We start from the raw sequence: 23,004 nt of genomic DNA on the forward strand, positions 1-23,004 counted from the left end.
ATTAATATTTGATCCCTTTTTGAATAGAAGCCTTTACCCAGTCATTAATTATTCTTTTTACCGGTGCGCTTGTTTATCATGTCATTCATGCTTTGTTCTGTTGAGCAAAGTTCAGGCAAGTATTAAAGATGGAGAAATGATTGTTCAAACGCAATATCAGAATTATCGGTAGCGGCATGGCCTTGCCAGCGCAAGAAACCAGTGCAGAAGACCTGGATAAAAAACTGGGTCTGCCAAGCGGCAGCTCATTCAAAAAAACCGGCGTGCGCAGACGTTTTCTGTCGGTCAATGAGACCGCAGCACAACTGGCTGCACGCGCCTGCACAGCTGCTCTCGCTGACGCCGGTTTGCAATGGGGGGACATTGATTGTCTGGTGGCGACATCAGGCACTATGGACCAGGCCCTGCCATATAACGCTGCATTGATCCATGCAGAACTGAAACTGACCAGGCAACGCACCACGACCATGGACATCGGCGCCAGTTGCCTGTCCTTTTTGGCTGGCCTCGATACCATGAGTTATCTGGTTGAATGCGGACGCTATAAAAACGTGATGCTGGTATCGTCTGATCTGGCCACCTTTGGCGTGGATTGGAGTCGCCTGAGTGACTGCGGCATCTTCGGTGATGGTGCCGCAGCAGTGGTGATACGGCGCTCCCTGGATACTGAATCGTCATGCATTCTGTCTTCACGCAGCATTACCTTGTCGGCAGGGGTGGATCATTGCCAGATACCGGCGGGTGGTTCACGTTTTCATCCACGCCGGCTGAAGACACCGATAGAACCCTTGTCCATTTTCCAGATGGAAGGCAAGTCTGCCTTCAAACTGATTGCTTCGGAAATGGAGGCATTCATCGATCATCTGCTCGAGCAGGCGCAGTTGAGCCTGAAGCAGATCGTCAAGGTCGTGCCACATCAGGCCAGCCAACTGGCGATCAATCACCTGAGCAAGCGTCTCGGCGTCCATAGTGAACGCATCATCGACATTTTTAAAGACTATGGCAATCAGGTTGGCGCATCCATGCCGACCGCCCTGCATCTGTGCCGCAGTGGTGCGCATGTGCAGCGGGGCGACGCCATGCTGCTGGTTGGCTCAGGCGCGGGTCTGACCATGGGTGGCATGGTGCTGGTGTATTGATGAAAATCTTAATTACCGGCGGTACCGGTTTTTTAGGACGTCACCTGGTCTGGCATCTGGCCGGGCAGGGGCATGAGGTGATTTTTACCGGCCGTCAGCAGGTGCTTGCGCAAAGCATCATTGGCAAGATAAAGACGGGGTCCGGTGATGCAGAATTCGTCGCCATGGAACATGGCGGGCTGCAGGCACAAGCCATACTGTGCCGTGCAGCAGAGGGTGCCGACGCCATCATCCACAGTGCCGCACTGACCTCGCCCTGGGGTGCTGCTGATTTGTTTGAACGTGCCAATATTGCTTCAACCAGAGAAGTACTGGCAGCAGCACAGGTCAATCGGGTAAATACACTGGTGCATATTTCATCTCCCAGTGTTTACTTCGACTTTAAAGATCAATTGGACATACCTGAAGCCCAGCCTTTACCTGACGGCGTTAATGCCTATGCACGCAGCAAGCGGGTGGCTGAACAACTGGTGCAGGCGGCAAACCTGCCACATCGCGTCATCCTGCGGCCACGTGCCATCTTTGGCCCCTGGGACAATGCCTTGCTGCCCCGTTTGCTACGTTTGATACAGTATGGTCGCGTGCCCTTGATGCGCCAGGGGCAGGCCTTGCTTGACATGACCTATGTCGAGAATGTCGTGCAGGCCGTCATGCTGTCACTGGCGCTGTCGCCAGCGCCAGCGCCGACAGCGCAGGTATTCAATATTTCCAATGGCGAACCCCTCGCTGTTGCAGCATTGTTTGACAGGCTGGCGCAGGAATTTGGCATGACGATAAAAACCGTGCAGCGGCCTTATTGGCTGGCTGACCTGATGGCGCGTGGGCTGGAAACTCTGGCACAGGCAAGACCAGGCTGGGAGCCGCCGTTCACGCGCTATTCACTTGCCACGATCGCCTATTCGCAAACCCTGGATTTGCGCCGTGCCCGTCAGGTTCTAGGTTATCAGCCTGCTGTGAGCCTCGCGGACGGCATCCGCCGTACCGCGCAGTGGAGGAAGACGGAAGGGCGGCTCACATGAGGTTGCAAGCATTACCGTTTGAACTGCTCAAGGTTGGTCATTGCACCCATCCAGAATGTGTGGCCACCCGGGGCGGTCGCTGGCAAAGCGTCATGTTCCCCGCATTGTGTGGCCTGATACTGCATCCGACCCGTGGATATATCCTGTTTGACACTGGCTATAGCCAGCATTTCATGACAGCGACGCAGCCTTTTCCCGAGCGGCTGTACCGCTGGACCACACCTGTCAATCTGCCGCATGAAGAACAATTGCTGACGCAACTGGCTGCGCGTGGCATACGGCCCGCTGATATCAGCCATATCGTCATCTCACACATGCATGCCGACCATATCGCTGGCTTGAGGGACTTTCCCAAGGCGCGCTTCATCGTCTCGCGCGCCGAGTATGATCAGGCGCGTCGCATGTCGCGCCTGGGTGGTTTGCTGCATGCTTTCTTGCCTCCCCTGCTGCCCGATGATATGGCAGACAGGCTTGATTTTGTTGAAGATGCACCCATGCGCAAATTGCCGCCCGAGCTGTCCATGTTTGATAGTGGTTTTGACCTGTTCAATGATGGCAGCATATTAGCCCTGCCTTTGCCAGGCCATAGCAGGGGGCAGATGGGTGTTGTATTCAAGCGTGCTGACCATAGACTGGTATTCATGGCAGCCGATGCCTGCTGGTCGCGTCAGGCTCTCGTAGAAAATAAATTGCCGACAGTCTTTGCCAACCGCATTTTTGACCATGTCGGCAATTATCGTCGCAGTTTTACTTTGTTGCGCGAAGCTGCAGCGCATCCCGAACCTGCATTGATCCTGCCTTCGCACTGCGAGCAAAGCTGGAAAGAATTATCGAATGATATCAAATGAAATTTAGTGAACTCGCCCGCCTGGGCTACCACTTTGCTCGTACGCGCTGGCTATTGAGCGGCCGTGCAGGTTTCAGGACGCGGGCGCAATTGCAAGCCTGGCAGGCCAAAAAAATTGCCAGCTTCCTCAAACACGAACTGCCGCGCACGGCATATTACCAGCAGCACGTGGGCAAAAGTCTTGCGCAATTGCCGCTGATGGACAAGACTGTCACCCTGGAAAATTTTGCGCAACTGAACAGCGCAGGCATCAGCCTCGCAACAGCGACTGAAGCCGCATTGCGCAGCGAAGCCAGCCGTGACTTCAAACCCGACCTGCATGGCTACACGGTCGGCCTGTCCAGCGGTACCATGGGGCCACGCGGTGTATTTTTGACCTCACCAGCAGAAAGCGCCACCTGGGCCGGGATCATCATGGCCCGCACCTTGCCGTCAGACATGCTGAGAGATTTGCTGACCGGGCGCAAACAAGTCAAGATAGGTTTTTTCCTGCGTGCCAACAGCAGCCTGTATACGACACTGGGCAGCAAGCGCATAGATTTCACTTTCTATGACCTGTTCCAGGGTGTTGATGCGCATCTGGCCGCACTGGAAAAACAGGCGCCCGATATCCTGGTGGCGCCTGCCCATGTACTGAGCCAGCTGGCGCAACTCAAGCTCACAGGCATGCTGCATATTGCACCACGCAAGGTGATCTCTGTTGCCGAGGTGCTGGAAGTTGACGACAAGGCGCGCATTGCCGCAGCCTTTGGCGGCATCGTCCATCAACTGTATCAATGTACAGAAGGCTTCCTGGGCTATACCTGTGAGCATGGCGTCATGCACCTCAATGAAGAATTTGTTCATATAGAGCCAGAATGGCTGGATGAAGAGCATAGCCGCTTTGTGCCTGTGGTTACCGACTTTACCCGCACGACGCAAAAAATCATCCGCTACCGTCTCAATGATGTCTTGCGCGTGCGTGATACACCTTGCCCATGTGGTCGCGTCAGTCTGGCACTGGCTGCGGTGGAGGGGCGTTGTGACGATATTTTATGGCTACCCAAAAAGAGCACGACAGAACTGGTTGCCATTTATCCCGACATGTTGCGCCATGCGATCACCATCTTCCGCAAGGCTTTGCCTGATTACCGTATAGAGCAGCATGGCACCAGCCTGCATATTGCCGTCAATGATGTACAGCCGCAGACCAGGCAAGACATGTATGCTGCCATTGCAGCTTTGGCTGAACGCCTGGGTTTGCAGGCGCCAGACTTTGTGCATATGCCCTTTGTCAGGGAAGACGCAACAAAAAAACGGCGCCGCATCATGTGTGTAACGCGCCCCTGCCTGGTGGCATTGCCGAAGTTGCCTGTGCAGGCTGAGCAGGATGGTAAAAGAAATGAGGAACTGAGCCTTGCCTAATGTACTGATACTTGGCGGCAGAGCGCCAGTGGCGCTTGATCATGCGCGGCGCTTTCATCACCAGGGCTGGCAAACATATATTGCAGACAGCGTACCATGCCGCCTGTCTGGCTGGTCACCGGCGGTGACTGCGACAATAAGCCTGAAAGCCGCCAGTGCCAACCCGCAGGCGTTTATTGCTGACCTCAACCAGGCTATCACCCGCTATCAGATCGATTTGCTGATGCCGACTTGCGAAGAGGTATTCTACCTCTCGCGTTACCGGCACAAGCTGCCTGCTCACGTCAGAGTACTTGTCGATGATTTTGACAAACTGCGACAATTGCATAGCAAATGGCAGTTCCTGACCCTGGCGCAAAACGCTGGTGCCAATCCGCCTGCCAGCAAGCTGGTCTACAGCATTGCCGAAGCCAGAGAGTGGGCGCACGGCAAGGCAGTGGTGCTCAAGCCGGAATACTCACGCTTTGGCGTGCACGTACGTCTGCTGCCAGAAGGTATCGGTGACAAAGAGCCTGAACTGGCCGCCATGGGTAACTGGGTAGCGCAGGAGCTGCGTTCAGGCCGTGAACTCTGCTCTTACAGCGTTGCTGACCAGGGCCGTTTGCTGGCCCATGCGGTCTACCAGCCGCTGCACAGGCTGGGCAAGAGCGCCAGTTATTACTTTTCACCCTGTGACGAGCCACAGATACGCCAGGCAGTCAAAAAACTGGTGGCGGACCTGCAATTTACCGGGCAAATTTCTTTCGACTGGATAGTGGGTGCTGACGGTATCCCACATGTCATAGAGTGTAATCCGCGCGCCATCAGCGGCGTACACCTGTTCGCGCTGGACGATGCCTTGCCTGCGGCACTGTCAGGCACCCATGATGTTGCAAGCAAAGGACATGTGACACCTTCACAAGCCAGGCCTGCCATGCTGGCAGCCGTCATGCTCACAGCCGGTTTTGTGAGCGCCTTGCGCCAGGGATCAGTCCGCCAATGGTGGGCTGATTTCAATACGGCCCACGATGCCATGTGGACAGGGCGCAGCCTGCTGCCCATGCTGGGCGGTGTTGTTGATATGGGTTCGTTCGCCCTGATGGCCTTGCAAAAACAATGTTCCATGCGCGAAGCAGCAACCCGCGATATAGAATGGGATGGTCACCCATTGCCAGAGCCATAGATACGCGTCATGCCCAATTCTGCGGAAAAAAATGTCGTTGCTCATACTGATGCCGATGGTGCGTGCCAGGCACTCTATCGCATCCACCATTCGGCAGAGCAGGGCGCATTGATACGCAATCTGCAAACCCGGTTGACGCTCTTGCAGGCGGATGAGCTTGCATTACCCGTCACCACCAATGACGGTGAGGCCGACAACGCCTGGGTATGTTCGCCACTGACGACCTACTGGCAATACGCCAAAGAAGAATTGCAGCGCTATCAGCATTTACTGTGGTACCGGCCCCTGCTTGCCATCATCGATATCTATGGGCGCTGTCTGCGTGCGGCAGACATCGACAAAACCGTTATCATCAATAACTGGATGCTGAGCACCAATCTTTATCCCAGGTTAGACGCGGCTGCACTGACCGACGTGGTAGATCAGGCCAGGTGTATATGGCCGCAGCATGCCATCTGGTTCCGCTCCCTCAACCGTGAACAGCATGCAGACTGGCTCGATGCCTTGCAGGCAATAGGCTTTCAGCTTATCCCCAGCCGTCAGGTGTATCTGTACGAAGATATAGAGGCCTGCAAGCAGCATCAATGCATGCGTCGTGACCTGCACCTGCTTACGCACACCAAGCTCCAACGCGTTGCCGATCATGAGATTGCTGACGCTGACTACGCGAGTATTGCATCTTTGTACCAGCAACTGTACACCGATAAATATTCACGCCTTAACCCTCAGTACACGGCTGCTTTCATGCGTGCCTGGCACCGGGCTGGCCTGTTGCATTTCATCGGTTTTAAAGATGGGGCAGGGCAAATGCTGGCTGTTGTCGGCATATATCAGCAGGGCAATACGGTCACGGCACCCATCGTCGGTTATGATACGTCGCTCCCAAAAAAACTGGGCCTGTACCGCCTGCTCATGGCCGCCGTGTTTGACTATGGCAGACAACATGGCAAGACCATCAATCTTAGCGCCGGTGCTGCCCACTTCAAGCGGCTGCGCGGCGGCAGCCCGGCAATAGAATACAGCGCTGTATTGGCAAGACATATGCCACGCAAGACGCGCATCGTCATCAAGCTGTTAAGCTGGCTGACTACACGCCTGGGTATCCCTGTCATGAAGCGTTACAAATTATGAGCAAATACTGGAACCCGCAAGTCCGCAAACATTGGCTGGTTGTCGCCCGCAGCGAATGCGTCAGTCACAAGCCACTGGCCGTCACCATCATGGACAAGCCCATGGTGCTGGTGCGCCTGCCAGGCCAGCAGATACTGGCACTGGAAGACCGCTGCCCGCATCGCCAGGCACCCTTGTCGCAGGGCCGCATGACAAGCGAGGGCCTGCAATGCCCTTATCATGGCTGGACCTTTGGTGAGCAGGGCCGCTGCACCAGTGTGCCGGGCCTGCCGGCAGATCAATGCCTGCCCGCTGTTGCTGCCAGATACTATGCCGTGCAAGAACTAGACGGCCTGGTCTGGGTACGCCTTGCTGCCAGTGGTGACCTTGCACCACCAGCCCTGATTGCTGACCTGCCGGCCGGTTCGCGCAAATTCATGTGGCAGGCAAAGTGGCAAGCCGATATTGTCAACGCAATGGAAAATTTTCTGGACCCTTTGCATACCCACCTGGTCCACCCTGGCCTGGTACGGCGTGACAATCGCCGCAGCCGCATGCAAGCCAGCCTGACAAAGACCGCAGAGGGTTTCACCGTTGATTACCAGGGCCAGCCAGAACAGTCCGGCCTGCTGTATCGCCTGTTTGAGTCACCACGCTTGTCTGAGCGCGTCTATTTCGCACAGCCCGGTACCGCACAAATTGAGTACCGTTACCAGAACGGCAGCATCGTGCGCATCACCCTGCATTTCACGCCGGAAGGCGCCAGCACCACCCACGTCTTTGCCACCTTGCATGTAGAAAACCGCTGGGCGCCCGCCTGGCTATTGCGTGCAACGGTCTGGCCTTTCCTCAAGCGTGTGGCTCAGCAAGACGCCCGCATGCTGGCGTTACAAGAACAGAATTTGCAAAAATTCCCAGGCTCGCATCCGGTATCGACGTCGCTGGACCTGGTCAGACCTTATCTGGAACAGGTATGGCGGGAAGACAAAACTGACGTAGAATTACCTTTGATTAAAACAATCGCACTTGATTTATGATTGCCTGCACAGGTGTCAGTAAGTCAGACAGTGACAGCAAAAAGGTAAACAATAAAATGAATGCAATCAATGTTATAGCCCCCTACAAATACCTCGACATGTGGGTGTTTGATGACGAGCGTGTGGGGCTGGTGCAGGAACCCTTTGTCAGCGGTGCTGACACCATGATTGACAAGGTTGTCGCCCATATCTCCAATGCAGAACAGGGTTTTGTGATGCTGTTTTCTGCCACGCCTTTTCCTGGTCATGACATCAAGCTTGAATGGCGTCGCCCAGACGGTGGTGGCAACTGGTATTTTTCAGAAGCACTGGACATGGAAGGCTGGCTATGCCCGGCCCTGTTCAAATACTTCAGCGCAGCGCCGCAAGAAATCTATGTACAGATCAAGGCAAAAAAATCAGACGCTGCCTGAATTTTTTAGATTTGCTGTCAGGCCTCAACAGCTTCTGCCAGCATTTCATCGACGACCCAGGTCTGCAACCAGCCACCAATTTCATCGGCGATGTGTGGATTGTTTTCTACCGCTTGTTCACACACGGCAGAAAAAGGCTGCCCCTGTGCCAGCTGCTGCAATGCCGTCGCCTCTGCCGCACTGATGGACCTGAAATGCGCCTGCAATTGCTTGCGCCATACTATCCAGGTCACTGCCTGCTCGGTGAATTCCGGTGCTGGTGGCGCAGTGTCCTCATTCAGCGCCAGCCACACGGCGACGCTGTTGCTGTGCATGCTGATGAATTGCAGCGAGCTGCTGGTGCGCAGGCCCACGGTTTCCCAATCGCTGATGTTTGCCAGGTCAGCCAGGCCAAGCAGGCTGTGGTCTGGCGCATCAAAGGCCGTCCCCAGCGCCCATTCAAACTGCGCCAGTTCAGCCACTTGCGGGTGTTCGGCAAATTGCCGGCGCAATTGTTCGGCGAACTGGTCGCCAAACCAGCGCAGGTTACGAAAACTGGAGGGGTGTGTATCAATATATGTTGCACACGCCTGATAAAACAAGTCATCACCCAGATACTGATGCGTTTTGGTATAAGCCTCAGACAGCGCATCACGCAGGCGCAAACGGTAAGCCTGGTAATAGATATCGAGCCGCGCATCACGGCCCAGGCCCGGCGTATCTGCCAGATGGCCATGCATGCTGGCAGCTGTGCGCTGGCCTAAAATGAAGTGTTGAAAGTCTGTTTGCAGTGTCTGTGTATGATTCATGGCGCATACTCTCAGGCTGCTTTGGCAACAGGCAACATCGTGCCACATGCACTGGCGCAAATGGCACGCGCCTTGTCCAGCTCAGCTACCAGCTCTGCCAGCGGCGGTATGTTGTCATCACGTTCTATCATGCTGGGCACGGCGCCAAAGCGGCGTATTGCCTGCGCATACAAATCCCACACAGGGTCGGCAACAGCCTGGTCATGGGTGTCAACAATATGCGTGCCATGGTCACTATGCCCGGCCAGGTGTATCTGCTGTACGCGATCAAGCGGTATGCCGCGCAGATAATCGAGTGCATCAAAACCGTGATTGATGCTGCTGACATAGATATTGTTCACATCCAGCAAAATCATGCTGTCTGCCTGTTGGGCAATGGCGGCGACAAATTCCCATTCCGGCATGCTGTCGCTGCTGTATTGCAGGTAACTCGATACATTTTCCAGCACCAGCCTTCGGCCCAGCACGTCTTGCACACGGCGTACATTATTGACGACCAGGGCAATGGTTTCTTGGTTATAGGGCAGGGGGAACAGGTCATGCATGTTCTTGCCATGCACACCCGTCCAGCAGATATGGTCAGACACCCACATCGGCGACACCCGGTTGATCAACTGCTTTAAGTCCCGCAGATATTCTGCTGAGGGGCCATCCGGCGAACCTATCGACATCGACACACCATGCATCACCACCGGGTAATCGGCACGTATGGCGTCCAGCATGGCCAAAGGCTTGCCGCCCGGCACCATATAGTTCTCAGACAAAATCTCAAACCAGTCCACCACCGGTTTGTCTGCCAGTATCGACAGGTAATGATCGGTACGCAAACCCAGGCCAAAGCTGGCAGTTGTTAAAGAATTCTGCATGATTTTTAGATTTTGTATGAAAACGGAAAATGCGCCAACATGACCAGTTGGCGCACTTCATCAATAGACTGAATTAATCCTGAATAGCCGGGGATTACTTGTCCAGATCAATGATCTTGCCGCCTTTGGCCAGGCACTGGCCTGCTGGTGCTGCTACAAAGCCATGGCCTTTGCATGAATTTTGACCTTTGCAGGCGTTCTCAGCAGTTTTGCATTCACTGGTGCCCTTGCAGCTATTGATGCCAGAGCAATGCACTTTGTCACCAGCGCTCACTGTACTTGTACCGGCAATCGCCAGACCAGACAAAGCCATGGCAGCGGCAGCAGCAGCGATCATTGCACCAGTTTGGATAGATTTTTTCATGATGTATTCTCCGTAGGTTTGAAATAAGTAAAATAAGTAAAAGTGAACCAAGCCCTTTACCTGCCATGCAAACTTGCATCAACAAGCAGAACTTATGCATCAGTCGGGCGGATTTCAGATTACTTACACCTGATGGAAAAAATAATTGCAGAAATTTGTGTGAATGCAAAAATGACAATTTATTGTCTAATTAAGATTCATCTAATAAGTTCCTGGTGGCAATGTCTTGATCACTTAGGACTTAGGCAAAAGTACCCCAAAGCTTGGACCTTAGCGTACTTTACAATTCGTCATACCCGCGCAGGCGGGTATCCATGCTTGAACAGCCGAGTCCTGTTTGCTGTCTGCGCTAATGTCGCGTAAGTTCTATTACTGATAGAAAAGCAGTAGTTCAAACCCATTCAGCACTCAGACTTTCCGCCTGTTGTAATACTGTTTGTATCGCTTCTTCCTGCTGATCAGGCGGATACTTGTACTTGCGCAAAATCCGCTTGACCATCAGCCGCAGCTTGGCCCGCACACTTTCACGCTGTGACCAATCGACGCTGATGTTTTGACGAAGATTTTCAGTCAATTCATGGGCGATCAGCTTTAGTGTCTCATCACTCAGTTCGCGAACAGCCGATTCGTTATTGGCAAGTGCATCATAAAACCGGATTTCATCGTCAGTCAGGCCGAGTGCTTCATTGCGGCTGGCAGCCTCCTGGAACTTTTTCGCCATCTGTATCAGCTCTTCGATCACCTGTGCTGTTTCGATGGACCTGTTCTGATAGCGTTTGATGACGTCAGCCAGCAAGTCAGAGAATTTTTTGTTCTGCACGACATTGCCGCCAAACTTGCTCTTGATTTCACCTTCCAGCAAACGCTCCAGCAGTTCAACAGCCAGATTGCGTTCTGGCAGATTGCGTACCTCCGCTAAAAATTCATCATCGAGTAAACCGATATTGGGTTTATCCAGGCCGACTGCATCAAAAATATCCACGACTTGATCAGAGACGACCGCAGAACCGATGATTTGCCGGATAGCCAGTTCGCGCTCTTCATCTGTTTTCTTCCTGGCGCTAATGTCGCGCTTGGTCAGCAGCACTTTAACAGCCTGGAAGAAGGCAACTTCTTCCCGCACAGCCTTGGCTTCATCCAGTGTGCAGCAGAGCGAAAATGCCTTGCTCATTGCCAATGCATGATCAGCCCAACGCTTTTTGCCCTCCTTGTCAGCCAGGACAAAGTTGGCAGCGCCAGCCAGCAGCTTGTGGCCCCCTGTCAGAAAATTGCTGTAGTCAAAACCGTTTAGCATGGCACGCAACACGTCCAGCTTTTCTTCAAGAACAGCATAGGCTTCGTGGGCATCGACAGTTGGCTTGCCCCGGCCATTGCTGGCGGTGTATTCCTTCAACGCCTGCTTGAGGTCATTGGCGATGCCGATATAGTCAACAACCAGACCGCCTTGCTTGTCTTTAAATACCCGGTTAACCCTTGCAATAGCCTGCATCAGATTATGACCCTTCATGGGCTTATCGACATACAGCGTATGCACACAAGGAGCGTCAAAGCCTGTGAGCCACATATCACGCACGATGACAAGACGCAGAGGGTCAGCCGGATTTTTGAAGCGTTTTTCAAGGTCTTTCTTGACCTGCTTGGAATAGATATGGGGTCGTAACAGCGGCTTGTCGCTGGCAGAACCTGTCATCACAATCTTGATCGCACCCTTGGCTGGGTCTTCATCATGCCAGTCAGGGCGCAGCTTGATGATTTCGTTATACAAGTGAACGCAGATGTCGCGGCTCATGGCCACAACCATCGCTTTGCCGCTCTGTGCTGTAGATCGTTCTTCAAAATGAGCGACCAGATCAGTCGCCACCTGGCGTATGCGTGGTTCAGCACCAACCACTTTTTCCAGTGCCGCCCATTTACTCTTCAGCTTGGACTGCTCGTCACCATCTTCATCTTCGGCAAGCTCATCGACTTCTGCATCCAGTTCGTCAAGCCCCGCTTCTTTTAATCCCAGCTTGGCAAGGCGTGATTCGTAGTAGATGGCAACCGTTGCACCATCTTCCCTGGCTTGCTGCATGTCATAGACATGGATATAGTCGCCAAACACGGCGCGGGTATCGCGGTCTTCACCAGAAACAGGGGTGCCAGTAAAGGCGACAAAGGTCGCATTGGGCAGTGCATCACGTAGATGCTGGGCATAGCCTACCTGATAGCCCTTGGCATCGCCCTTGAACTTGGCTTCAAAGCCATATTGGGTGCGGTGGGCTTCATCCGCAATCACCACGATATTGCTACGATCAGACAGTACCGGGAAGCTGTCCTCATCCTCACCGGGCATGAACTTTTGAATAGTGGCAAACACGATGCCGCCGGATGGCCGGTTGCCCAGCTTGGCACGCAAATCGCCACGGGTTCCTGCCTGCACAGGTTGTTCACGCAGCAGGTCTTGCGCCAGTGAAAACACGCCAAACAACTGTCCGTCCAAATCATTGCGGTCAGTGATAACAACAATGGTCGGGTTCTCCATCGCAGCTTCCCGCATCACCCGCGCAGCAAAGCAGGTCATGGTGATGCTCTTGCCGCTGCCTTGGGTATGCCATACCACACCGCCTTTATGACTGCCGCCAGGTCGTGATGCAGACACCACTTGTTCAATAGCAGCACGCACAGCGTGAAACTGATGATAGCCAGCGATTTTCTTGATCAGCCCACCATCATCTTCAAACAACACGAAGAAGCGCAAATAATCCAACAGGTATGCAGGAGCGAGAACACCACGTATCAGTGTTTCCAGCTCATTAAACTGCCCTAACGGGTCAATGGTGACGCCATCAATGGTTCGCCATTGCATAAAGCGTTCAGCATCACTAGACAACGAGCCTAAACGTGCTTCGCTGCCATCCGAGATAACCAGTATCTCGTTGTAATAAAACACATCCGGTATTTGCTCTTTGTAAGTCTGTATCTGGTCGAATGCTTTCCATATGTCGGCGTTTTCATCGGCGGGATTTTTCAGTTCCAGCAATACCAACGGCAGACCGTTGACGAACAAAATAATGTCCGGGCGGCGCGTGTGCTTGGGGCCTTTCAACGTGTATTGATTGACGGCCAGCCATTCATTGGCGGCAACATCAGCAAAATCGACCAGCCGCACAAAGTCACCGCGTGTCTCGCCGTCTTTTTGATATTGGACTGGCACACCATTGACCAGCAGGCCGTGGAAGTGCCGGTTTGCAGACAGCATTGCCGGTATGCCCAGGTCCGTGATCTGCTTGAGTGCATCTTCACGGGCGACCAGCGGAATCGTGGGATTCAAACGGCTGATCGCACCGCGAACACGCTCAACAAGTAGTGGTTGCAGATAATTGCTGCGTTCCGGCGATTCACCATCTGGCGCAATTGTATAGCCGTTTATGTACTGGTAGCCAACTTCTTGCAACCAGCCCAAGGCTTCGTTTTCTAATTGGTCTTCGGTCATGAGCTAGCTGGAAAAGAGTTTCAAAAGGAGTGCCTCAATTGCATCGTTATGATTACCTGCTGGATACCAGATCGGAAAAATATTGCATGCAGCAAGTTCACGTTGGCGCCTAACTCTTGCGACTTGATCAGGTTCCCCTCTTTCGTCCACTGGCATTGACAGGAAGGCATAATGTGCTGGAACGTTGTGGTGTCCGAGTTTTTTTGCAAATGCCTGCATCTCGGTAAGAGTGCGATCTACTGAAAGACTACAACCAATAAACAGCAGAGTCGTTTGGGCACAAATAGCGTCAATCGAACTTGCAACTCCACCCGATTCTCCATAATGTTGGACATACTCAGATTTGGTAAGCACCCTACCTTTTGGTGAGCTAGCCTTCCCGTGAGCAAGTAGTAGGAACCTTTCTCGTTTTCCAAGCTGAACCCGAATATCATCCGCGTCATAGCCAATGATTTTTTCGGTAAATGCAAAGTTTGCTTCTTTGTAGGCACGCTCTACGACAGAATCGAAATTCGTCGTTATGACATTTTTTTTGAATATGTATGGCAGCATGCGTACCGGCCCAGAGAGCTGCCTCTCACTACCAAAGGCATTGTTAAAAACTTCATGAAAACCTTCGTTGAGATTGTCGCACAGCGCTTGTGCTGCCTCTTCATAAAGACCTGAGGAAAGCATTCTTTCGAATTCAGCCTCATCAAGAAGCGTTTGCTTTCGTTGCTGCCTTAAGAAATTTGTCCAACCTGGATATCCACAAGGAATAGACATGCCAGCCCCTACAAAAGGGACAACACTTCCCTTTTTAAACATCTCGCTTAATTTCAAGAAGCGCTCTTCGAGTTCATATTCTCGCAAAAAATCTTCAGCAGATTCACATTTCAACGCTAAACGATCTTCGAACCAAGAATCAAAAACTTCCTCAAGGATGGGGTTACTACCATCTGTCAATTCCGCTAGTTCAAGAATTTCCTTAGGTGTCCAAGTCCGATGTCTAATTGCAACTTGCCCATTCTCAACACGAAGATTCTCATTACCAGACAAATCATCAAAAAACTCGTCATAGAGAAATTTCATGACGCATTCTCCGGCAAATGCAATTTTCCAGAAATAAGGCGTGGCAATAACGTATTGCGCAAGGAGGCAATGTGTTCGGCTCGCTCACTTTGAGCATGAATCTGTTCGTAGAGTGGCGATACTACCGCCTCGAATTTGGTTAGAATTTCTATCGGTGGAATAATTCCAAGTTCAGCACCTAAGTCTCGCTGAGTAAGAAGTGGTTGAGTCGAACCTCGATTTAACGTGCTTACATCAATTGACCGTGTCCAATGTAAGCAGAATGTGAATGCCGCAGGCTCTAATGGGGTCAGCACAAGCACATTATCCGAAGCCCAGAATGGAGGGTAAGCGATATGCACTTTTCCAAGTGTACCAACCCGTCCCGTGACAATTCGTGGCTCATCAAACAATGATGTGGATGTATAGCCAATAGGTCCCGCACCGCCGTACAATGGAACGCTGAATGTTTCTGTTAATTTATCACTTCTGTCGGATGGCCTCTTTCCACTTGAAATCGAACAGATATCAGCTAACTTTCCAACTCGCCAAGTCTTCGGCACCATTCCAAATTGAGACTCGTCAAAACCATCAGGGAACAGTGCTGCGGTTGCTTCGTCCATGCCTTCCGGCATTTGGCCTTGCTGCTTGGCACGGACTGGATCGAAATCTACGAACCATGACTTGAACAGGGCTTGGGCGATGGCTTCGAGCGTGGCATTGGTTTCACGTAGGAGGGTGATGCGATCGTCAAGCAGACTCAACATACTGGCGATAGAACGTTGTTTGTCAAGCGGGGGAATGACTACGGGAGTTTTCCGCAAGATACCTAAATTCGTGTGTGGTACGCCAGTTTGAATTGCCGAATTAAAAATGTACTTGAGTTGCTCTTCGGTCTTGAAAAGGTAGTAAATGAAATTCACATCTGCCTTTTGCGGGTCCAACGTGATTTTCATTTGGCTTTGGGAGACTATATATTCTGTATACGGTGTCTTTGGAACTATGGAAACCTGTCCTAATGTGCCGCGTTGGGTAAATACTAAGTCACCCGGCCTTGCCTTGTTCTGTGCAAGACTTTCGGCCTTTTCCGGGGACACAAATACAAAATCACCTTGTACCCACTTTTCGCCCATATTCTGACCGCGAATTACCGGTATCCCAAATTCAGCATAATCTTTGGAAACAAGGTTGGAGCCGAACGGTCCGCCGGCAATCGCGTTCTTTATCGGTGCAGCAAGGGCTTCAAGATTTCGGGTTTCAAAACTCATACCCAAGCCCTCCGAGCTTCTGACGGATCAACGCATCAAGTTCTGCACTCTTCGCCATTTGTTCGCCAAGCTTTTCAGTCAGCTTCTGCATCTTGTCGGCAAATGCTTCGTCGTCGTCTTCGACTTCTTCAGCACCAACATATCGACCTGGAGTAAGCACATGGCCATGCTCTGCTATTTCAGCTAGCGGAACACTGCGGCAATAACCGGGGATGTCTGCATAGGCATCGGTACCTTCTCCACGCCATGCGGCAACAGTTGCTGCAATACGATCGTCTATGACTTTGTCAGTCAATTCGCACTGCACACGACTGATCATCCTACCTAACTTGCGTGCATCAATAAACAGAACTTCGCCTTTGCGTGCCGTCTTTTGCTTGGCAAGGAACCAAAGACAAGCCGGAATTTGCGTATTGAAGAACAACTGGCCGGGCAAGGCAATCATGACTTCGATCACATCCGCATCGACCATTGCACGTCGAATGTCGCCTTCGCTGTTTTGGCTGGAACTCATGCTGCCGTTGGCCAGCACGATACCGGCACGGCCTGTAGGCTTCAGGTGATACAGCATGTGCTGCAACCACGCATAGTTGGCATTGCCTTGTGGCGGTGTGCCATATACCCAGCGGGGGTCACCTTCCAGGCTGCCATGCCACCAGTCGCTGATGTTGAATGGAGGGTTGGCGAGCACAAAATCGGCGCGCAAGTCTGGGTGCTTATTGCGGGTAAATGTGTCTGCAGGTTCTGGGCCAAGGTTATAGTCTATGCCGCGAATAGCCAGGTTCATTGCCGCCAGCCGCCATGTGGTGGGATTGGCTTCTTGCCCGTAGATGCTGACATCGCCCAGCTTGCCGCCGTGGGCTTCGATGAAACGCTCTGACTGCACGAACATACCACCAGAGCCACAGCAAGGGTCATACACCTTGCCATGATGTGGCGCCAGCACAGCAACCAGCGTTTTGACAATACTGGCTGGCGTGTAGAACTGCCCGCCACGCTTGCCTTCTGCATTGGCGAACATGCCCAGGAAGTATTCGTACACCTGGCCGAGCACATCACGGGCAGTGCTGGCATTTTCGCCAAAGCCTATGGTGGAGACCAGATCAACCAGTTCGCCCAGCTTGCCATCAGGCAGTTGAGCGCGGGCGTAGCGTTTATCGAGTATGCCCTTGAGTTTTGGGTTTTCAACTTCGATGATGGACAAGGCATCGTCTATGCGTTTGCCTATGTCTGATTGCTTTGCATTGGCGCGCAGGCTCTCCCAGCGTGCGGCTTCTGGCACCCAGAATACATTGACCTCGCGGTAGTAGTCGCGGTCTTCCAGTTCTTCGGCCAGCAGCTCAGCGTCAGCATCTTGCAGGTAGTAATCGTCATTCTGATCGGCAAAGCGGCGGGTGAGTTCTTCGCGGCGGCTCTGGAAGGTATCAGAGATGTACTTGACAAAGATCAGGCCAAGAACCAGATGTTTGTATTCGGCGGCGTCCATGTTGGCGCGGAGCTTGTCAGCCGTCGCCCAGAGTGTTTTTTTGATGTCGTCAATCATAGGGTGTTCTATTTTTTGTCCAGCTTTGGGTGTTGCTTGATTGCCCGGTCGTTTTTACCATGTTTCTGGAGTTTGCATTTGACTTCATGCAAAGCTGTTCGCGGTAATTTGACTCGTTAAGTTACTGAATCAAGCTTACCGGGCATTTTGTGTTGTTTATGCTTATTTTGCAATGGATGTATTGGCCCGGCCTGGTTCTGATGCTCCATGTAGCTTTGATGTTGAGTTGCAGGTCTTCTGTTAATTATTCCTGCAATCGTCGGCAAGCTTCCATTCGCTATCGCCTGGCCGCTTGATCCACAAGTCGCGCCATGCATTGCGGCTGCTTTTGGTAATCATATTTGCGAGGTTGCCGGGGGAGGTTGTTTTGCCTTGATAAATAATCTCATCACCTTCTACCTGTGCATAGAAGTAGGCTCCCTTGTATTGCATGCGAATCTCTGTGTTGTGCGGCAAAAATAAGGACTTCCATTGGTAACCCTGCATGCTGCTTTTCGCCAGTAATTCTGGTTTCCAGCTTGCGTTTTCCATCCAGTAGTCGATTGCATTTTGAATGACATACACTGGATCGCTAGGGTCATTGTTACTTCTCAGAAAATCTGTCAACTCTAAAAACAACTCGGTTGGAATTGGTACGGATATATTCGTTTTCATACTTTTTTCTCCTTGTTTTTACTTTTAATGAGTTTGCGCTTTGAAAAAAGTAAAGTCAAGCAAGAAATAGTTTTAAAGAGTTATTTTCAGTTTTTGAGGGTATTAGGCAACTTTCGCTGCCATTCGTTCCGCGAAGATGAAACTCGCGCTCGTTTGAATGTGTTCGCTAGTCTGCATGCACAGAATAGGTGTTCACAGCAATTGTGTCACCAGTGGTGAGACAATTTTGCTATCTTAATAATCGGGATAAAGGTGGGGGTGGAGGCGTCGGCAGAAATCATTGCCAAGAAATTTTTCCATTGCGGTGATCGCCTACAAGCTTGGGACATGTTTGAGTTTGCACTCGTGGCAGAAAAAGAACCTTGGGACTTACTAGCAACAAGTCATTTTTTTAGTCGAGCATTTAAAGGCGACCAATACTATTCTGCATGGCGTACGGGTTTACTGCGTAAGCAGTTTGACGCTATCGATACAATCGACTGCGTACCAATTTTTGATTATGTGCGTGAGCTCGTGCTGAGGCAGTTGAGTGAGTGTGCGGATTATTTGCTAAAGAATCCGTAGTTTAAAAATAAGCTGGAGCATAGAAGCAAAAAAGGCTCTCAGATTGAGAGCCTTACGAATGCTTTTGGTGCCGAGAGCCGGAATCGAACCGGCACGCCTTGCGGCGCGGGATTTTGAGTCCCGTGCGTCTACCTATTCCGCCATCTCGGCAACGCAGAACGCGATTATGACAGAACTGTTTTTCTTTTGCAAGCGGGCCTGTCCTTGCTGCCCTTGTGCAGGGGTTTATGGTGAGCGGTCGGGGTGTTCAAAATTGACATTTCTGCGCCACATGGCGGGGGTGGGGAAGCGTTTCTGGACGATGCGCAGGTAGTACCACAGGCAAAAGGCGACGATGGCCAGGCTGGTGCTGTTGGCCATCCAGAAGCCGGCTGCGCCGCGCAGGAATGCGGGGCTGATGTTGTAGGGGTCGAGGCCGAGGATGAAGCCGCCGCCCAGGCCGCAACCCCATAACGCAAAGGCGTAGAGGATGGTGGGCACGATGGCGATTTTGTAGGCGCGCAGGATGAAGGCAGTGGTGACCTGTATCGCATCAAAAATCTGGTACACCGAAATAAAGGTGAACAGCGGGAAGGCGGCTGCGATGATAATGGGATTGGATGTGTAGGCATGCAAGATCAGGTCGCGGGAAAACCAGATGGTGATGCCGATTGGTACTGCCAGCATGGCTGCCAGGATGATGCCTGCATTGCCGGTGACGCGGGCGGCCTGCATTTGCTTGGCGCCTATGGCCTGGGCGACCAGGGTGCCGGTGGCGCTGGCGATGGCGAGCGGCAGCATGTAGAGGATGGTGCCAAAGTTGGCGGTCAGTTGGTGGCCGGATACAGCCACTTCACCCAGGCGGGCGATGAACAGGGCCATGAAGGCAAAGGCGGTGACTTCGATGAGGTAGCTAAGCCCCATGGGTATGCCCAGGTGCAGCAGGCTGCGCAGGGCTTTCCAGTTGGGTTTGACGAAGCCTGTGCCAAATAGTACAAACAATTCATAATATTTGACGTGCTTCAACATGAGCCAGCCGGTGATGAGCATGAGCCAGGCATTGACGGCGGTGGCGGCTGCGCAGCCGGGGCCACCCATGGCGGGTATGCCCAGGCCGCCAAAGATGAACAGGGTGTTGAGCGGGATTTTGATGGCGAGTGCGGCAAGCTGGATTGCCATGACCATCTTGGGGCGGCCAACCGCGTTATTGAGTGCGCCATAAATCCTGAAGCCCAGGGTGGCGGGCAGGGCGATGGCCAGTATCTGCAAGTATTGCGCGGCTTTGCTGTTGAGGCTGCTGGAAGCCTGGGCGATGTTGAGCAGCCCTTGCGGGAATAGCAAAATCAGGCAGCCTATGCAGGCGAGAAAAAAGCCCAGCCAGACGCCTTGCTTGATTTCTGCCCCTATCTGTTTGAATTTGCGTGCGCCAAACAGTTGCCCGACAACCGGCGAAATCGCTTGCAATATGCCATTGAGGCCGACAAAGATGCTGACATAAATCGAGATGCCGATGGAGAGTGCGGCCAGGTCCGTTGCCGAGAAGCGCGAGGTCATGGCGGTGTCGATCACCCCATTGCCCACCACGGCCATCTGGCCCACCATCATGGGCCAGGACAGGGAGGCGATACGCTTGATGTTGCCGCTCAGCGTGCTGGGGTGTTCGGTCTTCATCACTGCTTGCGCTGGTACAGGGTGAACAATTCATCATTGTCTGCAGCGCGGTGACCAGACCATAAGGCGGTCCATTGCTCGACTTTGTATTCTGCAGGCATGACCAGTTCATGCTGTGATTTTTTGCTGTTCTGCACCAGTAGCAGCTTGCAATCATGGTCTGAAAAACCGGCGAAGCTGACTTGTCCAAAATACGCAAACATCGCACGTTGTGAAGGGCCGACATGGGCCTGTATGCAACCGGAGTTTGCCGGTACGGCACGTGCCAGTTCTTTTGCCAGCGGCGCATAGGTGATTTTTTGGTCTATCCATGTTAGGCCCAGGCTCAGCAGGAGCAGCCAGCACAGGATGACGCCGCCACTGGACAGGACGACGGCGCGCCACAGTACTGCCGGTTGCCGGGATATGCGCCAATACACCAGGCGGAACCAGGCGATGCTGGCAGCAAGGGCTATCACAAAGACAAACAGGTTGAAGCTGGGTTGATAGCCGGGTGCCAGATCAGTCATGCGGTGCGCCAGTCTGGCTGGCCAGCCGATGGCATTGCCCAGCCACACGATCCAGATAAAGCCAGCGGTGCCGGTAAATACGATGACAGAAAACCAGTCCACGGCATTGATGGCGCTGCGCTTCATGGTGGGCAGGCCAAAGGCGGCGAGTATCGCCAGCGGCGGCAGAAAGGGCAGCAGTATTGCTTCTTCAGACTGATGGTTGAGCAGGGCCAGTACGCCAAAGCAAATCAAAAAGCTGACAGGCAGGGAGATATGCAGGGCTCTTTCCTGTTTGCGCCAGGCATAAATAGCCCAGGCGGCAAATGGCCAGGCGGGCCAGCTGAACCAGATGCCGTAGCGGAACAGGTAGCTGATGCTGTCGTAATTGGGGACGTTGAATTGGCGATAATTCCACAGCATCCAGGCCGGGTAAGGTGAACTGTCATAGGGATGCAGCATGCTGATGGCGAACAGCCAGGCAGCAGCAATACTCGCTGCAATGGGCAGGGTGATGCTGGTCAGATATTGCAGTGGAGTGTTTTGCCGACGATAGGCGCAGGCTGCCAGCAGGCTGATCCATAAACCCGCAGGCACTACCCAGCCCCTGGTCAGCACCAGCAGGCCCAGTACGATGCCTATCTTGATGGCGGCGCGTTTGCTGGTTTCGTCCAGCAGGCGCACGCATTGGTAAAGACAGCAGGCGATGAGGGATATCTGCAATGCCTCGGCGCTGGTTTCATGACTGCGCAACAGCAGGCCCAGGCAACCGAGATAAATCAATAGTGCGCCGTCAGCCAGGGTACGGCCAAAATCACGCGCCTCGGGCTGGCCGCCAAAGGCCAGTTTCAAAGGTTGCGCCTCGGCCCTGCGGCCCAGCAGATAGGTGGCATACCAGACCGACAAAGAGCCCAGCAGGAAGAAAAAACCGGTTGAAAGCCGCGCCGCCATGGGCTCGCCGACCAACCAGCTAAATAATTTAATACATATTGCGCCCAGCCAGAATGCCAGCGGGCCTTCTTCAGGCATGGGCAGGCCGACGATGTGCGGCCACAGCCAGTCATTCAGACTGCCATGCGCCATGGTCCACATGATGCCAAAGCCAGCAGCGTCGTCCCCTTTCCATGGATCGCGGCCAATCAGGCCGGGCAGGATGTACAGCAGGCACAGGGCGATGATTCCCCAGCGCGGTAGCGCAACTGTCGCAGCAGCAGGAAGTCGAACTGGCTTCATATCTCAATGGTGGAAGGAAAGGATGCTTATTGTAGGGTAAAGTCAGGGCGCATTGACATATCTTTGCCTAAAAGATACGCCATCAGGATGCATCTTGATACTTGAGTGTGTACTTGAGTGTGGCCTATTAAAAAAGGCAGCCTGGGCTGCCTTTTTTTGCTAAAACTTTGTGGGAACCACGGTCTGGTTTGCATGTCTTGCCAGCAGATTGCAATTGCTGCAAGACCTTGCAACTGGCTACGCAGGCTATATTCGCAAGCTTTATCAACCTGGCTGAGCAGCTTTGCGGTTCCCTTGCGCCAATTAGTTGGCGACAGAAGTTTTGGAGCCGACTTTGCCGAACTTCTGGCGGAATTTCTCAACGCGACCAGCAGTATCAACGATTTTGTGCTTGCCAGTGTAGAAAGGATGGGATTCAGCAGAAACCTCGATCTTTACCAGTGGGTATTCTTTGCCTTCGAATTCAGCCTTGTCTTTTGTGCTGATCGTTGAACGTGTGATGAATTTGAAATCATTGGAAACGTCGTGGAACAACACTTCGCGATAATTTGGGTGGATGCCGTCTTTCATGCTTGCCTCAAAAATAGTGTAGGTAGCCAATAAGCACTTCGTCGGTCGCCCAGCTTCTTGACCCGATTGCATTATCACTTGCCAAAGGTTAAATAATTGTATTACTGAAATACCTGGAATTCTGGACGCCCAAAATGCCAAGCCCATGATTATACAATGAAATTCTGGCGCGAAGCCATGGCTGTTTGCCAATGAATGCGGGGTTTGTCACTTGGAAGAGTTTATTTTTGTGGTTGTTTTAATATTGAAAGCATTGTTTTTTAGTATTTTGTTATTTTTTGGCTGGCATGTCTGTCGTGGTAATTCAAAGCAGTTAATACGGCCATGGATTGTTGTTACCGCCGTTGACGGGGTAGCGGTTGA

At 52.6% G+C, this 23,004-nt stretch carries 19 protein-coding genes and 1 tRNA gene; 8 read left to right on the forward strand and 12 right to left on the reverse strand.

The genetic code is table 11. From position 1 onward, the window contains the following. The first annotated feature begins 140 nt into the window (after positions 1 to 140). The 8 genes from LZ463_RS11485 to LZ463_RS11520 are packed head-to-tail and all read left to right on the forward strand — an operon-like array spanning position 141 to position 8,131. On the forward strand, positions 141 to 1,139 hold the full coding sequence (locus LZ463_RS11485; protein WP_241455776.1) for a 3-oxoacyl-[acyl-carrier-protein] synthase III C-terminal domain-containing protein: 999 nt from the start codon (positions 141 to 143) through the stop codon (positions 1,137 to 1,139). After that, entirely contained in the window at positions 1,139 to 2,158 is a 1,020-nt protein-coding gene (locus LZ463_RS11490; protein ID WP_241455777.1) for an NAD-dependent epimerase/dehydratase family protein, read from the forward strand. The genes LZ463_RS11485 and LZ463_RS11490 overlap by 1 nt, the downstream gene beginning before the upstream one ends. Next, positions 2,155 to 3,006, forward strand: coding sequence for an MBL fold metallo-hydrolase (locus LZ463_RS11495; protein ID WP_241455778.1), 852 nt, complete (start codon positions 2,155 to 2,157; stop codon positions 3,004 to 3,006). Before LZ463_RS11490 ends, LZ463_RS11495 begins: the two co-directional genes overlap by 4 nt. Next, positions 3,003 to 4,409 carry a F390 synthetase-related protein gene (locus LZ463_RS11500; protein ID WP_241455779.1) on the forward strand — a complete coding sequence of 469 codons (1,407 nt, stop codon included), beginning with the start codon at positions 3,003 to 3,005 and terminating at the stop codon, positions 4,407 to 4,409. Before LZ463_RS11495 ends, LZ463_RS11500 begins: the two co-directional genes overlap by 4 nt. Next, on the forward strand, positions 4,402 to 5,571 hold the full coding sequence (locus LZ463_RS11505) for an ATP-grasp domain-containing protein (RefSeq protein WP_241455780.1): 1,170 nt from the start codon (positions 4,402 to 4,404) through the stop codon (positions 5,569 to 5,571). Before LZ463_RS11500 ends, LZ463_RS11505 begins: the two co-directional genes overlap by 8 nt. A gap of 9 nt (positions 5,572 to 5,580) precedes the next feature. Next, a complete protein-coding gene (locus LZ463_RS11510) occupies positions 5,581 to 6,702 on the forward strand; it encodes a GNAT family N-acetyltransferase (protein WP_241455781.1) in 1,122 nt (373 codons plus the stop codon). Continuing rightward, entirely contained in the window at positions 6,699 to 7,718 is a 1,020-nt protein-coding gene (locus LZ463_RS11515) for an aromatic ring-hydroxylating oxygenase subunit alpha (RefSeq protein WP_241455782.1), read from the forward strand. The genes LZ463_RS11510 and LZ463_RS11515 overlap by 4 nt, the downstream gene beginning before the upstream one ends. A gap of 56 nt (positions 7,719 to 7,774) precedes the next feature. Then, positions 7,775 to 8,131 (forward strand): DUF6717 family protein, encoded by a 357-nt coding sequence (locus LZ463_RS11520; RefSeq protein WP_241455783.1) that lies wholly within the window; start codon positions 7,775 to 7,777, stop codon positions 8,129 to 8,131. A 17-nt stretch (positions 8,132 to 8,148) separates the two neighbouring features. Here the strand turns inward: LZ463_RS11520 and LZ463_RS11525 are convergent, their stop codons facing one another. The 12 genes from LZ463_RS11525 to LZ463_RS11580 all read right to left on the reverse strand — a co-directional run bounded on the left by LZ463_RS11525 (position 8,149) and on the right by LZ463_RS11580 (position 22,641). Next, a complete protein-coding gene (locus LZ463_RS11525) occupies positions 8,149 to 8,919 on the reverse strand; it encodes an HvfC/BufC N-terminal domain-containing protein (protein ID WP_241455784.1) in 771 nt (256 codons plus the stop codon). Positions 8,920 to 8,930: 11 nt separating this feature from the next. Continuing rightward, complete coding sequence (bufB, locus tag LZ463_RS11530; RefSeq protein ID WP_241455785.1) at positions 8,931 to 9,785, reverse strand: MNIO family bufferin maturase; 855 nt, start codon at positions 9,783 to 9,785, stop codon at positions 8,931 to 8,933. 94 nt (positions 9,786 to 9,879) lie between these two features. Further along, positions 9,880 to 10,149, reverse strand: a complete 270-nt coding sequence (gene bufA2, locus LZ463_RS11535; protein ID WP_241455786.1) for a BufA2 family periplasmic bufferin-type metallophore — start codon at positions 10,147 to 10,149, stop codon at positions 9,880 to 9,882. Between the two features lie 391 nt (positions 10,150 to 10,540). Then, the gene (locus tag LZ463_RS11540; protein ID WP_241455787.1) at positions 10,541 to 13,621 is read right to left on the reverse strand and encodes a type I restriction endonuclease subunit R; all 3,081 of its coding nucleotides are present in this window, start codon (positions 13,619 to 13,621) and stop codon (positions 10,541 to 10,543) included. 3 nt (positions 13,622 to 13,624) lie between these two features. After that, positions 13,625 to 14,692 (reverse strand): SIR2 family protein, encoded by a 1,068-nt coding sequence (locus LZ463_RS11545; RefSeq protein WP_241455788.1) that lies wholly within the window; start codon positions 14,690 to 14,692, stop codon positions 13,625 to 13,627. Further along, positions 14,689 to 15,939: a restriction endonuclease subunit S gene (locus LZ463_RS11550; RefSeq protein WP_241455789.1), complete on the reverse strand. Its 1,251-nt coding sequence runs from the start codon at positions 15,937 to 15,939 to the stop codon at positions 14,689 to 14,691. The genes LZ463_RS11545 and LZ463_RS11550 overlap by 4 nt, the downstream gene beginning before the upstream one ends. After that, positions 15,929 to 17,482 carry a class I SAM-dependent DNA methyltransferase gene (locus LZ463_RS11555; protein WP_241455790.1) on the reverse strand — a complete coding sequence of 518 codons (1,554 nt, stop codon included), beginning with the start codon at positions 17,480 to 17,482 and terminating at the stop codon, positions 15,929 to 15,931. The genes LZ463_RS11550 and LZ463_RS11555 overlap by 11 nt, the downstream gene beginning before the upstream one ends. A gap of 240 nt (positions 17,483 to 17,722) precedes the next feature. Then, a complete protein-coding gene (locus LZ463_RS11560) occupies positions 17,723 to 18,136 on the reverse strand; it encodes a hypothetical protein (RefSeq protein ID WP_241455791.1) in 414 nt (137 codons plus the stop codon). A 629-nt stretch (positions 18,137 to 18,765) separates the two neighbouring features. Beyond that, positions 18,766 to 18,850: transfer RNA gene (locus LZ463_RS11565), tRNA-Leu, on the reverse strand. A gap of 75 nt (positions 18,851 to 18,925) precedes the next feature. Next, the gene (locus tag LZ463_RS11570; protein ID WP_241455792.1) at positions 18,926 to 20,350 is read right to left on the reverse strand and encodes an MATE family efflux transporter; all 1,425 of its coding nucleotides are present in this window, start codon (positions 20,348 to 20,350) and stop codon (positions 18,926 to 18,928) included. Further along, complete coding sequence (locus LZ463_RS11575) at positions 20,350 to 22,071, reverse strand: ArnT family glycosyltransferase (RefSeq protein ID WP_241455793.1); 1,722 nt, start codon at positions 22,069 to 22,071, stop codon at positions 20,350 to 20,352. The genes LZ463_RS11570 and LZ463_RS11575 overlap by 1 nt, the downstream gene beginning before the upstream one ends. Positions 22,072 to 22,374: 303 nt before the next feature. After that, positions 22,375 to 22,641, reverse strand: coding sequence for a type B 50S ribosomal protein L31 (locus LZ463_RS11580; RefSeq protein ID WP_241455794.1), 267 nt, complete (start codon positions 22,639 to 22,641; stop codon positions 22,375 to 22,377). Positions 22,642 to 23,004 lie beyond the last annotated feature (363 nt).

The sequence above is a fragment of the Undibacterium paludis genome, from assembly GCF_022568815.1.
In the GTDB taxonomy this organism is placed as follows: Bacteria; Pseudomonadota; Gammaproteobacteria; order Burkholderiales; family Burkholderiaceae_D; genus Undibacterium.

Excerpts from the sequence above, each read along its gene's own strand:
- LZ463_RS11490 (WP_241455777.1), top strand. The coding sequence starts at position 1,139 with ATGAAAATCTTAATTACCGGCGGTACCGGTTTTTTAGGACGTCACCTG.
- LZ463_RS11495 (WP_241455778.1), top strand. The coding sequence starts at position 2,155 with ATGAGGTTGCAAGCATTACCGTTTGAACTGCTCAAGGTTGGTCATTGC.
- LZ463_RS11500 (WP_241455779.1), top strand. The coding sequence starts at position 3,003 with ATGAAATTTAGTGAACTCGCCCGCCTGGGCTACCACTTTGCTCGTACG.
- LZ463_RS11510 (WP_241455781.1), top strand. The coding sequence starts at position 5,581 with ATGCCCAATTCTGCGGAAAAAAATGTCGTTGCTCATACTGATGCCGAT.
- LZ463_RS11515 (WP_241455782.1), top strand. The coding sequence starts at position 6,699 with ATGAGCAAATACTGGAACCCGCAAGTCCGCAAACATTGGCTGGTTGTC.
- LZ463_RS11520 (WP_241455783.1), top strand. The coding sequence starts at position 7,775 with ATGAATGCAATCAATGTTATAGCCCCCTACAAATACCTCGACATGTGG.
- LZ463_RS11525 (WP_241455784.1), bottom strand. The coding sequence starts at position 8,919 with ATGAATCATACACAGACACTGCAAACAGACTTTCAACACTTCATTTTA.
- bufB (WP_241455785.1), bottom strand. The coding sequence starts at position 9,785 with ATGCAGAATTCTTTAACAACTGCCAGCTTTGGCCTGGGTTTGCGTACC.
- bufA2 (WP_241455786.1), bottom strand. The coding sequence starts at position 10,149 with ATGAAAAAATCTATCCAAACTGGTGCAATGATCGCTGCTGCTGCCGCT.
- LZ463_RS11540 (WP_241455787.1), bottom strand. The coding sequence starts at position 13,621 with ATGACCGAAGACCAATTAGAAAACGAAGCCTTGGGCTGGTTGCAAGAA.
- LZ463_RS11545 (WP_241455788.1), bottom strand. The coding sequence starts at position 14,692 with ATGAAATTTCTCTATGACGAGTTTTTTGATGATTTGTCTGGTAATGAG.
- LZ463_RS11550 (WP_241455789.1), bottom strand. The coding sequence starts at position 15,939 with ATGAGTTTTGAAACCCGAAATCTTGAAGCCCTTGCTGCACCGATAAAG.
- LZ463_RS11555 (WP_241455790.1), bottom strand. The coding sequence starts at position 17,482 with ATGATTGACGACATCAAAAAAACACTCTGGGCGACGGCTGACAAGCTC.
- LZ463_RS11560 (WP_241455791.1), bottom strand. The coding sequence starts at position 18,136 with ATGAAAACGAATATATCCGTACCAATTCCAACCGAGTTGTTTTTAGAG.
- LZ463_RS11570 (WP_241455792.1), bottom strand. The coding sequence starts at position 20,350 with ATGAAGACCGAACACCCCAGCACGCTGAGCGGCAACATCAAGCGTATC.
- LZ463_RS11575 (WP_241455793.1), bottom strand. The coding sequence starts at position 22,071 with ATGAAGCCAGTTCGACTTCCTGCTGCTGCGACAGTTGCGCTACCGCGC.
- LZ463_RS11580 (WP_241455794.1), bottom strand. The coding sequence starts at position 22,641 with ATGAAAGACGGCATCCACCCAAATTATCGCGAAGTGTTGTTCCACGAC.